At 45.2% G+C, this 15,280-nt stretch carries 14 protein-coding genes and 2 riboswitches; of the genes, 1 reads left to right on the forward strand and 13 read right to left on the reverse strand.

Going from position 1 to position 15,280, the window contains the following annotated elements:
* Window positions 1-59: 59 nt before the first annotated feature.
* Entirely contained in the window at window positions 60-734 is a 675-nt protein-coding gene (locus tag ADU22_RS17345) for an NAD(P)H-dependent oxidoreductase (RefSeq protein WP_053363287.1), read from the reverse strand.
* 191 nt (window positions 735-925) lie between these two features.
* Between ADU22_RS17345 and ADU22_RS17350 the strand changes: the two genes are divergently transcribed.
* Window positions 926-1,798 carry a LysM peptidoglycan-binding domain-containing protein gene (locus ADU22_RS17350; RefSeq protein WP_053363288.1) on the forward strand — a complete coding sequence of 291 codons (873 nt, stop codon included), beginning with the start codon at window positions 926-928 and terminating at the stop codon, window positions 1,796-1,798.
* Between the two features lie 314 nt (window positions 1,799-2,112).
* On the opposite strand, the gene ADU22_RS17355 is transcribed toward ADU22_RS17350, so the two are convergent.
* The 12 genes from ADU22_RS17355 to ADU22_RS17410 form a co-directional block, all read right to left on the reverse strand.
* Window positions 2,113-3,225, reverse strand: a complete 1,113-nt coding sequence (locus tag ADU22_RS17355) for a 5-methyltetrahydropteroyltriglutamate--homocysteine S-methyltransferase (RefSeq protein WP_053363289.1) — start codon at window positions 3,223-3,225, stop codon at window positions 2,113-2,115.
* Window positions 3,226-3,327: 102 nt separating this feature from the next.
* A riboswitch (SAM riboswitch) is annotated at window positions 3,328-3,427 on the reverse strand.
* A gap of 93 nt (window positions 3,428-3,520) precedes the next feature.
* Window positions 3,521-5,812, reverse strand: coding sequence for a 5-methyltetrahydropteroyltriglutamate--homocysteine S-methyltransferase (gene metE / locus ADU22_RS17360; protein WP_053363290.1), 2,292 nt, complete (start codon window positions 5,810-5,812; stop codon window positions 3,521-3,523).
* Between the two features lie 174 nt (window positions 5,813-5,986).
* Window positions 5,987-6,167, reverse strand: a riboswitch (cobalamin riboswitch).
* Between the two features lie 85 nt (window positions 6,168-6,252).
* A complete protein-coding gene (locus tag ADU22_RS17365) occupies window positions 6,253-7,032 on the reverse strand; it encodes a Cof-type HAD-IIB family hydrolase (RefSeq protein WP_053363291.1) in 780 nt (259 codons plus the stop codon).
* 184 nt (window positions 7,033-7,216) lie between these two features.
* The gene (locus ADU22_RS17370) at window positions 7,217-7,702 is read right to left on the reverse strand and encodes a hypothetical protein (RefSeq protein WP_053363292.1); all 486 of its coding nucleotides are present in this window, start codon (window positions 7,700-7,702) and stop codon (window positions 7,217-7,219) included.
* Between the two features lie 490 nt (window positions 7,703-8,192).
* On the reverse strand, window positions 8,193-8,498 hold the full coding sequence (locus ADU22_RS17375; protein WP_053363293.1) for a hypothetical protein: 306 nt from the start codon (window positions 8,496-8,498) through the stop codon (window positions 8,193-8,195).
* 105 nt (window positions 8,499-8,603) lie between these two features.
* Window positions 8,604-9,395, reverse strand: coding sequence for a hypothetical protein (locus ADU22_RS17380; RefSeq protein ID WP_053363294.1), 792 nt, complete (start codon window positions 9,393-9,395; stop codon window positions 8,604-8,606).
* 30 nt (window positions 9,396-9,425) lie between these two features.
* The gene (locus ADU22_RS17385; protein WP_053363295.1) at window positions 9,426-9,617 is read right to left on the reverse strand and encodes a YbxH family protein; all 192 of its coding nucleotides are present in this window, start codon (window positions 9,615-9,617) and stop codon (window positions 9,426-9,428) included.
* Between the two features lie 116 nt (window positions 9,618-9,733).
* Window positions 9,734-10,684 (reverse strand): ribose-phosphate diphosphokinase, encoded by a 951-nt coding sequence (locus ADU22_RS17390; protein ID WP_286132297.1) that lies wholly within the window; start codon window positions 10,682-10,684, stop codon window positions 9,734-9,736.
* A gap of 143 nt (window positions 10,685-10,827) precedes the next feature.
* Window positions 10,828-11,694: an alpha/beta hydrolase gene (locus tag ADU22_RS17395; RefSeq protein WP_053363296.1), complete on the reverse strand. Its 867-nt coding sequence runs from the start codon at window positions 11,692-11,694 to the stop codon at window positions 10,828-10,830.
* 210 nt (window positions 11,695-11,904) lie between these two features.
* Entirely contained in the window at window positions 11,905-13,371 is a 1,467-nt protein-coding gene (gucD, locus tag ADU22_RS17400; protein ID WP_053363297.1) for an alpha-ketoglutaric semialdehyde dehydrogenase GucD, read from the reverse strand.
* An 88-nt stretch (window positions 13,372-13,459) separates the two neighbouring features.
* Window positions 13,460-14,359, reverse strand: a complete 900-nt coding sequence (locus ADU22_RS17405; RefSeq protein ID WP_053363298.1) for a fumarylacetoacetate hydrolase family protein — start codon at window positions 14,357-14,359, stop codon at window positions 13,460-13,462.
* A 78-nt stretch (window positions 14,360-14,437) separates the two neighbouring features.
* Window positions 14,438-15,211 (reverse strand): IclR family transcriptional regulator, encoded by a 774-nt coding sequence (locus ADU22_RS17410; RefSeq protein WP_053363299.1) that lies wholly within the window; start codon window positions 15,209-15,211, stop codon window positions 14,438-14,440.
* Between the last annotated feature and the right edge of the window lie 69 nt (window positions 15,212-15,280).

The raw sequence follows: 15,280 nt of genomic DNA on the forward strand, positions 1-15,280 counted from the left end.
CTGCTGAACGGCTAAAAGTAAAAAGGACATTCATCCTCTCCGGATGAGTGCCCTTTAGATTATTTAACCCACTGAACAATATCTTTCATAGGTTTTCTTGTTTTTGGCCTTGGCTCCCTAGCCCGGTAGCCAAATGCTGCCATGACCGATAAGGCTAGATGGCCATCTTCCAATAGTCCTTCTTCCTCAAGAAGGGAGTTTACTTTTTCAAAATCGAAACCTTCGATTGGACAGGAGTCGATTCCAATTAAAGCCGCTGCCGTCATCATATTCCCAAGCGCGATGTACGTTTGTTTGCAAGCCCAGTCAAAAATCGCCCTATCACTCTCAAACAGGTTAAGGTCCTCTTCCTGAAACTCTTTATACCTTACCAGCATTTGGGCAAAGATATCCTCCGGAATTTGCTTTACATTCAGCATTTGGTTCTTAACATAATCACTATCGTATTTTGTATCCTTGACCGTACGTGCCAGTACCAGGACAAAATGGCTGGCGGTTGGCAGCTGCCCTTGGGCACCCCATGATACCTCACGCAGTTTTTCACGCAATTCCTTGTTTTGGACAACGATAAACTTCCACGGCTCATAACCGACAGAACTCGGTGACAGCCTTGCCGCCTCCAAAATAAAGTTGAAATCTTCATTCGAAATCTTTTTATCGGGATCAAATTCCTTTGTCGCATGCCTAAATTGAAAAGCTTCCAGTATTTCCTGTTTTTTTGCTTCACGGTCCATTAATTGCAGTCTCCTTCTGATGAGTTTATGGTTCCTAATCTAAATCAGATTATCAGCACTTAGCAAATAAAATGCCTCATGCCTCTGGATTCATACACCATGAAAGCCCATTTCTTCTAACTTTGCAAATCGGGCTCATCATGATGCAACGCTTGAGAATCTGACACGTCTGTGATTATGAGGTGATAAAAGTGAAAAAATTTAAATATTTTACACAACTGGCTTTTAGTGCTTTGCTGATGGTTTCCTTATTGTTCTTTGGAGCTGGTGCTGGTTCTGCCAATGACCATTCAATCACTATCAAGAAAGGAGATACACTGTACAGCCTATCAAGAAAATACAACCTGTCTGTCCAGGAGTTAAAAGATTATAATCTCCTGACAACCAATACCATTTATGCCGGTAAAAAATTGCTCATACCGGGCTTGAACCAAAATGACACATTGTATATTGTGGTCGGCGGTTCCTTTGCACAGAAGGCGAACGCCGATAAACAGGCAGCAGCTTTGAAAAAGATAAGCATCGACGTGGTTACCGTAAAAAAAGTAATCAATGGCAAGCCTTTTTATCGTATCCAGGCCGGAGTATTTTCAAATAAGGCTAATGCGGAGAAACAAAAACAAATCCTTGAAAAGAACGGAATCAAGGATGCCTATGTCCTTACGGAAAAACCGCTCCATATAAATGGAATCACCGTGGGCTCTTCGTACAATCAGCTTCTCAAGCAGTTTGGCAAACCAATTAAAACAGAGGATTACCTGAATGTCAGGTCGCTTTATTATCAAAAGCACGGTGCAGGGGTGCGGGTCAACTTCAATATGAATAACGGCTCGGTTTTCGGCTTGCAAGCTTACCCTGAATTTTTAAAAATGACTTCTGTTGCGAAAGAGAAAAGCAAGGTTCTCGATCTGTATGGGTACCCTAACGAGGTAAAAAAAGTAACTTGCTATGAGAGCGCCTCGTGCGAACAGTTCATTTATCTTCTAAATAAAAACAAATTGACGGTTCAGTTCGATCGCGACGGGAAGAGTGTTCAATATTTGGATTTAAGCAGGATGGAATAGCATGAGCTGATACTTTTTTTGGCGGCGAGTCCGAATCTGGGCGACTTTCGGACTCGAGCCACTGCTTTTCTTCCCGGCGAGTCCGAATCTGGGCGACTTTCGGACTCGAGCCACTGCTTTTCTTCCCGGCGAGTCCGAATCTGGGCAACTTTCGGACTTAAGCCCGTGCTTTTCTTGCTGCCGAGTCCGAATCAAGGCGACTTTCGGACTTAAGCCCGTGCTTTTCTTGCTGCCGAGTCCGAATCACAACAACATTCCTACACAAGCGCCAATAATAAAAAAAAGGATGCCGCAGCACCCTTTTTTTATTTCTATTAATAATCCCATACTTCTTTCGCGACTTCCACAATCAGCTTCAATTTTTCCCACTGCTCTTCTTCTGACAGGTTGTTTCCGTGGTGGGTGGAAGCGAAGCCGCACTGCGGGCTGATGCACAGCTGCTCGAGTGGGATGAATTGGGAAGCTTCCTTGATTCTCTCCTTGATTGCGTTCTTGTCTTCCAGTTCTGGAAACTTGGAGGTGAACACCCCAAGTACGACCCGTGGCGCTTCTTCGCCATTTGGGATAAAACGTAAAGGCTCGAAGGTTCCTGAACGCTCATCGTCAAATTCGAGGAAGAATCCATCGACTTTTTCCCTTGCCAGCAGGGTTGGTGCAATTATGTCATAGCTGCCGGCGAACGCATAGTCTGATCTGTAGTTTCCTCGGCAAATGTGAGTCGTTACGTACAAATCTTCAGGCTTGCCCTCTAAAGCGCCATTTACGACTCGCAAGGCAAGGTCAATCAGGTATTCACGTGAAAACTGGGCGTCGCTGAATGGAAGGGATGGCGCAGAAAGGCCGGCAATATAGACATCATCAATCTGAAGATAACGCACTCCCGCTTCATAAAATGCTTTAATGGTAAGCCGGTAGGCCTCAATGATATCTTTCGCAAATTCTTCCCAATCGGTGTAGATTTCCGGATTGATGATCCCCGCATTGAAAAACTGGTTCGGGCTGGGGATTGTTACTTTGGCAACCGCCCTGTCCCCCACTATTTCAACCAAGTCCTTTGCATGCTGGATGAACGGGTGATCAGGGTTGAACCTCACTCGATTGATCGCACGCACATCATGCTTGTCTGTTTCCAATTTGCTGAACTGGTACCCCTTCTCAGGCGTGTATCCTTCCATGCCAAGCAGGTTCTCCATGAAGTCCGTGTGCCACCAGTTCCGTCTGAACTCGCCATCTGTTACGGCCTTTAATCCAACTTCAATCTGCTTGTCTACGATTCTCCTAACTTCAGCAAGCTCGATCTCCCTCAGCTGTCCTGCACTTATTTCTCCCTTGTTGAAGCTTGTCCTCGCTTCCAGCAAGTGCGCTGGTCTTAGCAGACTTCCTACATGATCGGCTCTGAATGGTGCTTTTGTTAACGTGATTGACATGGTACATTCCCTCTTTCTTCTTGTAAATCCATATGTAGGGCCAAATAAAAAAACCTCTTCCTGCAAAGCAAGAAGAGGTTGTTGGCGATATGGTMATGGCTCTTCTTATCTTCAAGCTTTACGCTTCTGGAATTAGCACAGTTCTTTACAGTCTGTTGCTGAGGCATCGCAGGGCCAGTCCCTCCGCCTCTCTGGATAAGAGTATTATTAAGTTAACTATTACTCTATCCATATATGAATGGAATGTCAAGGAACTTTCTGAAACTTTTTAAAAAGGAAACATTCTCACATTTTGTTAAACCATTTGCTCTTGCTTCTGGCGCAGCTTGCGGGCTGCTTCTACCATATTTTTAAGGGAAGCAATCGTTTCTTCTTCCTTCCGCGTCTTCAGGCCGCAATCCGGATTCACCCAGAATTGCTCTTTGGGGATGACTTTCAAACTATCATTCAGGATGGAATTGATTTCTTCAATACTTGGCACCCGGGGGCTATGAATATCATAGACTCCCAGTCCAATCCCCAGTTTATATGGGTTTATTTTTAGAGATTGAATCAATTCGCCATGGCTTCTGGATGTTTCAATGGAAATGACGTCAGCATCAAGTGCCGTGATGGGCTCTATAAAGTCATTGAAATCACAGTAACACATGTGGGTATGAATTTGCGTTTCATTTTTTACGCTGCTCGTTGCCAGTCTGAATGATTGAACTCCCCATGTCAGGTAATTCTCCCAGTTTTCCTTCCTTAATGGCAGGCCTTCCCTTAATGCCGGCTCGTCCACCTGGATAATCGAAATCCCTGCGTCCTCCAGGGCAGAAATCTCCTCTCTAAGGGCAAGGGCAATCTGGGAGGCTACCTGGGCCTTAGTCAGGTCATTACGGACAAACGACCAATTTAATATCGTAACCGGGCCCGTAAGCATTCCTTTTACAGGCTTTGCCGTCAATGCCTGGGCCTCGGCAACTTCCTTTACGGTCATCGGTGCCGTCCATTGGACATCCCCATAGATAACCGGAGGCTTTACACAGCGGGAACCATAGGAGACTACCCAGCCATTATTGGTAAATGCAAAACCGCTAAGCTTTTCAGCAAAATATTCAACCATGTCTGTACGCTCAAACTCTCCATGTACCAACACATCCAAGCCGATTTCTTCCTGGACCTCAATCCAGCGGGCAGATTCTTTTTTCACAAACGCGGCATAGGCTTCATCTGTAATTTCCTGAGTGCGCCATGCTTTGCGCATACGTTTCACCTCAGCGGACTGAGGGAAGCTGCCAATTGTGGTGGTCGGAAAATCCGGCAGTTCCAGAAGTTTTTGCTGCAGAGGCTGACGTTCCTTGAAGGCTAAAGGCCGCCTGTAATCCTGCGGCTTCACGCTGGAGACCAGTTCTCTCACATGTATATTTTTCCTTGCCTTGTGCTGAGCAAGCTCCTGGGCGGCGAGGATGCTTTCCGAGACGCTCTTGTTTCCTTCCCAGCTTTCATCTCGTACATAGGACGCCAACTGGGTGATCTCACTAATCTTTTCATCTGCAAATGACAGGGCATTTTTCAATACTGGGTCAAGGCCGCTTTCCGGTTTCACTGTAACAGGAACATGCTGAAGGCTGCATGAAGACTGGATCCAGGCTTCATTTACACCGCTTAGGCTAAGGACAGCCTTTGTTTCCAATGCCAGTTCTGCCAAATTGGCTCTCCAGATATCGCGACCGTTAACAAAGCCGATACCCAGGACCTTTTTCTGGGGAAAGCCATGTTTGGTCAGGGCGGCCATATTCTTCTTACGGCCGTTCGCAAAATCCAGGCCAATGCCGGCGACCGGCATCCGGGAGAGTTCTTCAAAACAAGACAATCCTTCGAAATAGGTTTGCAGCATGATTTTGACAGAAGGAACTTCCTGTGCCAGCTGCCTGTAAATGAATTGCACCAGCTTTACATCATCAGGAGTCAGGGAAAGGACCAATGCCGGCTCTTCCACCTGAACCCACTCTGCTCCTGCGTCCGACAGCTCCTGCAATACTTGCGCATACAGGGGCAGGAGCTTGAGATAAAACGAGGCTTTCGATAATTCATCGTAGCCTTTGGAGAGCTGGACAAACGTAAATGGACCAATGATGGCAGGCTTTGTGACTAATCCCAGTTCTTCCTTCGCTTCCAGAAAATAATCCAGAAGGTAGTTGTTTGTTAACCGAAGAGGTTTCCCCTCATACTCGGGGACAATGTAATGGTAATTCGTATTAAACCACTTCGTCATTTCACTGGCGACAGCATCACTGGCTCCCCTCGCCATTTTGTAATAGGAAGCCAGGTCCAGCTTTCCCCCTGACCATCCATAGCGGGCTGGAACCATTCCAAACATCGCCGCGTGGTCAAGCATGCGGTCATACAGAGTGAAATCGCCAACTGTTAAAAACTCCAAACCCAGTGACTGCTGGCGCCTTAAGTGATTCAAGCGCATCTCCTTCATATCGGAAAGAAACTGCTTCTCTGTAAGGTGACCCTTCCAAAATGATTCCACACAGCGTTTCCACTCCCGGTTCTCTCCAATATAGGGATAGCCAGTGACAGTGCTAACGACCTTCATTTCCTGTTCCTCCTTAAACTGATTTTACATATGTCCAAATACAAAAAAGCCATTTCCTCAATCGGAAATGGCTCTACATTCAAGTTAGGTGTATGCTTTTAAAATTGAAGCAACAAACTCATAACTCGCATGTCGTACAAATAAAGTTCACCGCCTATTTCCACGTAGGTATCTGGTGTGTACTGGGAATTGGCAGGTCTCCTGGCTCATCATCAACGCTTCCCGCGCCTTCCCGTCCAAAGACAGTGGCATATGCGAGTCACTCCGATTTACAGTTGCGGGACAGCGACGGATTTTCACCGTTCTTCCCTTTTAAGCCAAACCGCAGCTTGGCACCAACTCTTACACGATATGTAATTGTTCCTTACTATATCATACAGGATCATTTTCGTATACCTGTTTTCTGAATTCAGTGTTTTTTTATGGAAAATCGGGAGAAGTTACAAAAGGCCTACCATTCGAAGGCCGTGAAGAATCCCATCTTCTTCAACCGATTTGGTCACATGCTTAGCAGCTTCCTTTACTACTTCCACTCCATTCCCCATCGCGACACTATTTTGGATCGTCGAGAGCATTTCCAAGTCATTCAATCCATCACCAAAGGCATAGATTTGTTCTTCATTGACACCCATTTGTTTCACTAATTTTTCAATTCCCTTGGCTTTGGACCCTCCTCCCGGGATAATATCAACAGAGACGGGATGCCATCTTATAAAATCAAAGTCGCTAAACTGCTCTTCGTACTGTTTTTCTTCCCCTTCCTGGCAGAAAAGGAGGCTCTGATACAATTCCCGATCCACGTAATATTGAGGATCATGCGCAGGGAACTGTGGAATCTTTAAGGTGCTGATGCTTTCTGTGATATAGTTGTGCTCTGGAACATTCGCTTTCATATCTTCATGGTCCATAAAAACAACCGGGTGTTCATTCTGGACAGCTATCTCAGTTAATTTTTCCAATGAATGTGTGTTTAGCGGATTGGTGTAAATCACTTCCCCGTTCAGAACCACATAAGAACCGTTATAACTGACAAAAGTATGTATATCCAGCTCGTCCCGCAGGTCCTTGAACATAAACGGTGCCCGTCCGGTGGCAATTGCTACAATATGCCCACGGTCTTTAAGTTCTTTAATCGCTTCCTTGGTGGACAATGGCAGCTTCTTTTCATGTGTGAGCAATGTCCCGTCGATATCGAAAAAAATTAAACTTTTTTCTGTCATGTAACTTCCCTGCTTTCAATGCATTAGTATAAATCCTATTTCCAAGTGTATATGATGAAAAGGGTTTCATGTCAAACAGGAAGGCTTGTTGTTTGGACCCGCTCCTTTTCATTGGCTGTCTCAATGAGCGTTGGATAATAGGCATACCAAAAGCCAGGAGTATATCCTGGCAGTTAGTTAGGCTTTAAAGTGAGGTTTGTTGATTTCCGGTTCCCCTGATTTTGTCAAACAGGTACTGGAATGCATACATCAAGTATGCTTTAAAGTGGAGGTAAATAAAAAACTGGAAGTGATTCAGGCGATTTAATCGAATGATCTTTAGCTTTTTCAAGACATCAATAAAATAGAATGCAAAGATCGAATCCGCCACTGCATTCAGAATAATGAATTTCTTAAAGTTTCCATACGATATTTTAAGAAGCCACATGGATAAAGGCATATAGGGCCCGACACTAAAAGGCAGCTCATCCCTTATGAAAGAAGCCCGCTTTTCATAAAACTTCCACCATTTTCGTTTATGGCCGTAAATATGATTAAAAATCTCAAACACCACGATGAAAACGCCCGTTAACGTATAACGCTGAAGACTTCGTTTTCCAATAAAAAATAACGACATCCAGGGAATGATAAGGATGGTTAGATTAAATAAAAGGTGTCTCCTTGAAATCATAGGCCATTTCACCTCTGCCACTTTTTGAACTCTTTATTAAACTGTCCCAACTCAATTTAATCTATCCTACTAAGTGTTTGAAAAATAAACGGAAATATTCCGCTTACTAATGGAAGATAGCTATATTTCCCACAATATAAGATGAGTTTTTTAGCTTTGCTGGGAAATACCAATATTCCCTTCCATATAATCGGAGTTTTTCCGCTTATAATGGGAAATACCAATATTTCCCGTAATATAAGGTGAGTTTTTCCGTTTAAATGGGTCTAAACCCTAGATTTAGAGCCTATATAGGCAAGTTAATCGGAATAAATCCGTTTATTTCCGCTCTTTATTGACCTGTTATGTACCTTAACCGGAATTTCTCCGCCTATTAACTCCTTGCGTGCATAGATGAATCAACAATGAACAATAAAAGTCCAATTCAATTGTGAATTGGACTGATAATTTTTTGTTCTTATTAAAATTTCACTATCAAAACCTATTACTTTTAATCACATAATGCCCATTTTCCGCAATTGCCGCATTGCAGGATGGATAACATTCGATTGCTGGCAGAATCAAGTTCATTCTCAGCAGGGACGCCTACTTCCCAGCAATGCAGGACATAATTCCCGTAATCGTCTGCTCTTTCATCAATACAGTGGCATTCAATAAAACCATGATGTTCAAACACCCGATCAGGCAGGACAGAAGTAAATACAGTCAGATGCTGTTTGATGTATTCCACTTCCCGATTGGATGGCTTTGTCATTGTGGAAGCATAGGCAACCGTAAAATCCTCTTTATTAATCACTTCATCGCCTCCTATTTACCCTATTTCAACCAGAAAAACGTTAGGAAAGCAAAAGCCTTTAACTCATAATACCCTGCTTTAATAAAAATTGATCATTGGTTCAGGTTAACAAACGCCCAATATCCATCCCTCATACTGCTGAGCAAGCAGTCTCTCTTCTTCCGTAAGGGTTGCAGGTTCCAAATAATTCTCCAGGGTCCCATTTGCGTCTCTTTCCTGCAGCCAGGCCGCGATAGCAAAGGCGTCCTGTGCATCACGGGGCCATTCATGAGGAAAATGGGGATCTGACTTCTTGTATCTTTGAATCAGGAGGGCCGGGTAGACTTCTGCCAAAACGCTTTTTCCGATGCCTGGCGACCAGCCATCAAACGGCCATACATGAAGATTTTCATTCACCGATTTTCGCAGCTCATATACCCAGGGAATTCCTGCATGGGTGGAATAGGAGACGGCACCGGTCTTTTGCTCGAAATTCCAGGCACTTTTGGCGGACGATGTATAGGTTTCTGTTAAACGGAGTTCATGAGAATTGGGATAGCCGGGTACTCTATTTCGGCAAACACTCACCGGCTCCGACTTTGTATCCCATAGTGACTGGAAATGAAGCAGAAAATGGTCCCAATTGTGCAGGTGATGCTGTTTAAAATAGGAATGGGGAAAGGATAAGCAATGATCAATACCAATAATGTATTTTTCATTGGTATCTTTCAATATTTGTTTAAGATACTCATAGACTTCTTTCCGCGACCAGCTAAAAGTTCGGCCCTGGCTGGCAGGAGGGGAAATCCGCTCGAAATCCCCTCTGGAATCCATTTTTACTACCTGGATGCCAGTAACACGCTGAGCAGGGCTTCCTCTTCCCGAATAATCTATGCCAATATAACCATCAAAAGACATGGCAAGCTTCTCTCCCTCTCTTGTTCACAGTTAAATTCCGTGCGTTTCACAGTATTCGTCAATAACCTGTTCAATTTGACCAGGATCAGGAGATGTTCCTGAAAATGAAAACTTCAGCTCTTCAAGGAATTCTCCATTTCGATAAACATGGACGGCTCCATCCTGACTGATGACACTATACTCGGGTTCAAATCGATATCCATTTCGTTCAACTGCTCCCATGTTGAAGCTCCCCCTTTTATCATTTCGTGTTCTTATCATTGTTTCACCAATCCCTGGCCGCCATTCCCGCCATATTGAAAAAGGCAAACTCATCTACTAAAGAGTTTGCCTTTCTCCTATTCAAACAGTGGACTGACGGCTTTTTTATTATGAATGCGGTCAATGGCGTCCACCAGCAAAGGGGCAACGGACAGGTTGCTGACTTTGTTGCTTTTTTTCTCGGCTGGCATTTCAATAGTATTGGTCACCACGAGTTCCTTGATAGGAGAGGATTCAATCTTGATTACTGCTCCTTTTGTAAAAACGGCATGAGTGGCCGAAGCATAGATGGATTTTGCTCCGTTATCGGCGAGCGCATTGGCTGCGGCAACAATTGTGGAGCCAGTGTCAATCAGGTCATCGATCAGGATGGCGTTTTTACCTTGAACATTTCCTATCACATGATAGGTTTCCTCGTCACCATCTTCAAGTTTGCGTTTATCGATCATCGCAAATGGAGCATCCAGGATAGCCGCCATTTTTCTTCCGCGTCTGGTGCTTCCCTGGTGAGGCGCTACGACAACGATATCGTCCAATCCTTTGTCCATAAAATACTGGGCAAGAATTGGTACTCCGATAAGATGCTCAACAGGGATTTCGAAAAAGCCCTGGATGGATGCGCTATGAAGGTCCATGGTAAGAACCCTGGTAGCACCGGCATTCTCAAGCAGGTTGGCCACAAGTTTAGCCGTAATGGGCTCACGGGACCGGGCCTTCCGGTCGGAGCGTCCATACCCGTAATAAGGAATGACCACATTGATTTGGGATGCAGATGCCCTTTTCAAGGCATCCACCATGATGAGCAGCTCAAAGATATGTTCATTCACAGGTTCGGAAGTCGATTGAACGATAAACACTTCACTTCCACGAACACTTTCTTCAATATGTATTTGGATTTCGCCGTCACTGAACCGGTTGACGGAACACTTGCCGAGCTTGCAGCCTAAAATTTCGGCCATTTCAGCCGCCAGCTTTGGATTGGAATTCAGGGTAAACATTTTAAAACTGTTCTTCAGTCGATATGACACCTTTTTAGCCTCCACCTGTCCATTTAATCTTTTCGTACCTATTATACCTGATTTTACTTTAAACAACGAGCCAATAGACCAAACCTCTGTTAAAAGAAAAAATGCCAGGAAATCCCCCAGCATTTTTCTAAATGGTATTCTGCCTATAACCGCCCAGCCGACTTGTACATTCCCTGGTAATTCTTTTCCATCTGTTGGTCCAGCCAGGCTGTAAGGTCATCCAAAACCATTGCCTTCCCAGCCTCATCAAACGGGCGATGCCTCACTCCACGATATTCCCTTACCTGCTTTTCAAAGGAACCCGCCTGGCCGAAGAACCTTCTCAGTTTTTCGGGAGGCGTGATTCTATCATCCAATCCATACTGCAGCAGGAAAGGCAGCTTCAGTTCCTGCGCCTGCCTTTCCACCCTGGAAATGGCCTGCAGCAATCCCCTGCCCAAAGCAGGGGTAATCGTATTGTGACGGAGCCCCTCAGGGTTAACCATCTCTTGAAGTTCGGAATCTTTCTCCTTTAGCTTGAAGTTTCCTTTTTTGATAAGAGGCAGATCCGGCTTCAGCACATTCAGGATCATAAGGCCTATACGCTCAAGCAAACTGGCCTGATAGGAAATGGCCGGCGAAATCGCCGCCACTCCCGAAAGTCCTTCACCATGGTCCATGGCGTAATCAAGGGAAATCAAAGCACCCATGCTGTGGCCGACAAGAAAGACTGGCAATTTAGGCTGCTGCTGTCCGATAAGCTTTTCAAACTTTTGAAGGTCTTCCTTGAATTCGTCCCAGTTTTGCACATATCCCCTTTTACCGGCGCTTTTTCCATGGCCGCGCAAGTCAAGGGCGTAAACGGTGTATTTTTTTTCCGAGAGGCCGGCGCTAAGCTGGTGCAGACCGCCGCTATGGTCGCCAAAGCCATGCACAAGGATGACCGCCGCTTTCGGAGTTCCTTTTTGTTTGATAATACGATAGTACACTTCTGTTCTGCCGGCACCATAAAAGGTCCCTTCTGCTGTCATTTCTGCCTTGCCCTCCTGTTAAACAATTTAATTTATATAAATAAATTGGTTTTTTCAATAAATTTCATTATACCGCAATAATCGCTAAAGTTCATTGGTTTGTGTGTGTTTTCACAAATTGTTAAATTATCATATAAGTGCTGGAAATTAAAAGAACGCTGATCCAAAAGGATCAGCGTTCTTTCCAATGAAGGAGGAGAACCCATTTTTTTACGCTTTGACGAAGACCGTTTTGATGGAGGTGAAAAATTCAACAGCTGCCTGGCCTTGCTCGCGTGAATGGGAGCTGGACTGTTTCATCCCTCCGAAAGGGGCCTGGAGCTCTACTCCAGCTGTTTCTGCATTCACCCTGACAAGCCCGGCCTCAATATCATTGATAAAGGCAAGGATTTTTCCGATATCCTTTGTGTAAATGGAAGCACTGAGCCCAAACTCGGTATCATTGGCCAGTTCAATCGCTTCTTCGAAGGACTCGACCTTAATCAACGCAAGGACAGGGCCGAAGATTTCTTCGCGGGCTATTGTCATTTGAATATCAACGTTTTCAAAGACGGTCGGCTCAACATAAAAACCATTCTCGAGGCCCTCGGAGGTCACTTTTTTGCCCCCGAAAAGAAGGTCCGCACCTTCAGCCAAGCCTTTGTCAATATAGGACAGAACCGTCTTGTACTGGTTTTCGCTTGCACATGGCCCCATCCATGTTCCCGCGTCCAGGCCATGGCCTACCTTCAATTCCCTGACCTTGGACAGCAGTTTATCCTTAAATGTATCGTAAATCTCTGCCGCTACGAAAMCCCTGCTTGTTGCCGTACATTTTTGGCCGGTGGAGCGCAGCCCGCCGCTGATGGTGCCTTCTACGGCCAAATCAAGGTCGGCGTCGCTGGCAATGATGACCGGATTTTTGCCTCCCATTTCAAGCTGGTATTTGGCTCCGCGGGCAAATGCTCCTTGTCCTACTCTTTTCCCTACTTCGTTTGATCCCGTAAACGTAATTCCATTAATATCAGAATGATCAACAATTCCCTGTCCAATTATGGAACCAGAGCCTGTCACCATATTCACAACCCCTGCAGGGAATCCGGCGGCATCAAAGCACTCAATAACCTTGGCGGCGGTGACCGCTGCTTCTGTTGCAGGCTTAAGAACGACGGTGTTTCCATAGATAAGGGCTGGCGCCATCTTCCAGATTGGAATGGCTACCGGGAAGTTCCATGGCGAGATGACACCAACCACTCCAAGCGGCGTCCTTGTGGTGAACATCAAGGCATCCTGATCGGTGGAGGGGATAACATCCCCGACCTTTCTCATTCCTTCCCCTGCATAGTAGCGGAGGATGGCTATGCCTCTTGCCGTTTCGCCTTTTGCTTCTGGTAAGGTTTTTCCCATTTCTTTTGTCATTGTTTCGGCAATATCATCCAGGCGGCTCTCGAGCATATTAGCCGCTTTATATAAAATTTCGCCCCGTGCCGCACCAGAGAGCTTGCGCCATTCGCTCTTGGCGGCTTTCGCAGCAGAAACGGCAGCATCGAGCTCTGCTCGCGATGAAAGCTGGACATAACCGACGACTTCATTCTTGTTTGCAGGATTGACGCTCGGCTCCAGGCTGTTTCCGTCTGCAGAAATCCACTCTCCATTAATATAGTTGCTGTACGTGATTGCTTCAGTTTGAGTTTTCATGTTTTCCACCTTCCTAGATTAATAGATTGATTAAATGGCTCCCATCATGCTGCTTTAAAATCCGGCAAACCTTTGGCTTAAGGGAAATTTAAGCCAATTCTCTTGCCTGCTGCTGTACTTTGACAGGATTGGTCAATACTCCAATGGCCGAAATTTCAATTTCGATTTGATCATTGTCCTGAAGTGTGAATTCATTTGGCGGGACAATACAAGTTCCTGTCAGCATGACGGTTCCATCAAACAGCTCATTGTCCTTCTTAAGATAAGAGACGAGTTCGACAAATTTTCTTTTCAGCTGTGCGGTATTGGCCGTTCCTTCTACCGCTAGCTGGCCATCGCGGTAGATGCGGCATGTAATCTGGAAATTGTAAGCATCCTCTACCGTTTCTGCCAGGCGGATGGCAGGCCCGATGGAACAGGAATTTTTCCATACCTTCGCTTGCGGCAGATAAAGCGGATTTTCCCCTTCAATGTCCCGGCAGCTCATATCATTGCCAATCGTATATCCAACAATCTTTCCCGTTTCTGTCAGCACCAGGCCCAATTCGGGTTCCGGAATTTGCCACTGGGAATCGCTTCGCAAATAGACAGGGTCATTAGGACCGATGGTTCTAGCTGCGGTCGACTTGAAAAAGATCTCCGGCCGCTCGGCGTCATAGACTTTGTCATAGCAGGTTGCTTCCTGGGCGTTCCCGCCGGTAGCTTCATAGTTTCTGGCATCCCTGCTTTTTTCATAGGTAACCCCGGATGCCCATACCTCAGGAGCGACGATTGGCACAAGAAGCTTCAGGTCTTTCAGCACTTCTTCAACAGGCTGCGTACCGGCTATGGAATCTTCAATCAGCTTTAGCGGGGTCACTCCTCGCTCTTCTGCTTCCTTTACCAGTTCCATAAAACCGGGGTACGGCAATAAATAAATCTCCTCCTGATCGGTTAAAGCACCAAGTACCGGGACGGAATTTGCATTTAGAAAACGAATGATTCTCATATTCAAAACCTCCAGTTTTATATTATAAAATTCAGTTTTAACATTCTTGCAAAACCTGCCCTTACAGCAGGTTAAAAACTACTTTGCCATTCTACTCATTTCGTATCCTAATTCTTTTGATATTTTCACCGAAGCTTGCTTTAAAATTTCTACAGTCTGATCAAGTTTGACCTGGTCCACACCCGCCGCATGCTGAGACATGCTCATCGCGGCAATTACAGTTCCAGAGTGATCCCAAATCGGAACAGCCACACACGTAATTCCCGGTTCATTTTCTTCCTTGTCAATGGCAAAGCCATTTTGTTTAACTGCTTCGAGCTCAGCTATAAATTCTTCCTCCGAGGTGATCGTTTTGTCTGTCTGCTGAATATATTCATACCCCTTAAGGAGGTCCTGGAGTTCACGCTTGGTTTTATTGGCTACCAGCGCCTTTCCCACTGCGCTAGAATGCAAAGGGATTCTCCTTCCGATTCTCGAATAGAGAACCGTGGCTGATGTTCCCTCCACCTTATCAATGTAGATTCCTTCCCTGCCGTCGAGGATGACCAGGTGTACGGTATTTTGTGTTTTTACGGACAAGTCAATGAGATGTTTTTTTGCTATCGTCCGGAGATCCAGTCTCCTGATGACAAGATTGCCGCGCTCAAACAGTTTCATGCCAAGCCGGTATTTTCCATTATCCAGGTTTTGTTCAATATAGCCTTTGGACTGAAGCGTTTTCAGCAAGGAATGAACGGTGCTTTTATGAAGGTGCATTTTTTCACTGATATCGGTGATTTTTAGTTCAGTTTCGTATTCATCAAACAAATCCAAAATGCGGAGCGCCCTGTCCACTGATTGAATAATTGGCATGTTCTTCACCCTTTACGATGGTTAAAATTTCTCTTATGGTATTATTTTACCATAGAGACAGGAAGTAAA

The organism is Bacillus sp. FJAT-27251 (assembly GCF_001273925.1).
GTDB lineage: Bacteria > Bacillota > Bacilli > Bacillales > Cytobacillaceae > Mesobacillus_B.

Coding starts and splice junctions, on each gene's coding strand:
- ADU22_RS17345 (WP_053363287.1), bottom strand. CDS start 734: ATGGACCGTGAAGCAAAAAAACAGGAAATACTGGAAGCTTTTCAATTT.
- ADU22_RS17355 (WP_053363289.1), bottom strand. CDS start 3,225: ATGTCAATCACGTTAACAAAAGCACCATTCAGAGCCGATCATGTAGGA.
- metE (WP_053363290.1), bottom strand. CDS start 5,812: ATGAAGGTCGTTAGCACTGTCACTGGCTATCCCTATATTGGAGAGAAC.
- ADU22_RS17365 (WP_053363291.1), bottom strand. CDS start 7,032: ATGACAGAAAAAAGTTTAATTTTTTTCGATATCGACGGGACATTGCTC.
- ADU22_RS17370 (WP_053363292.1), bottom strand. CDS start 7,702: ATGATTTCAAGGAGACACCTTTTATTTAATCTAACCATCCTTATCATT.
- ADU22_RS17380 (WP_053363294.1), bottom strand. CDS start 9,395: ATGTCTTTTGATGGTTATATTGGCATAGATTATTCGGGAAGAGGAAGC.
- ADU22_RS17385 (WP_053363295.1), bottom strand. CDS start 9,617: ATGGGAGCAGTTGAACGAAATGGATATCGATTTGAACCCGAGTATAGT.
- ADU22_RS17395 (WP_053363296.1), bottom strand. CDS start 11,694: ATGACAGCAGAAGGGACCTTTTATGGTGCCGGCAGAACAGAAGTGTAC.
- ADU22_RS17405 (WP_053363298.1), bottom strand. CDS start 14,359: ATGAGAATCATTCGTTTTCTAAATGCAAATTCCGTCCCGGTACTTGGT.
- ADU22_RS17410 (WP_053363299.1), bottom strand. CDS start 15,211: ATGCCAATTATTCAATCAGTGGACAGGGCGCTCCGCATTTTGGATTTG.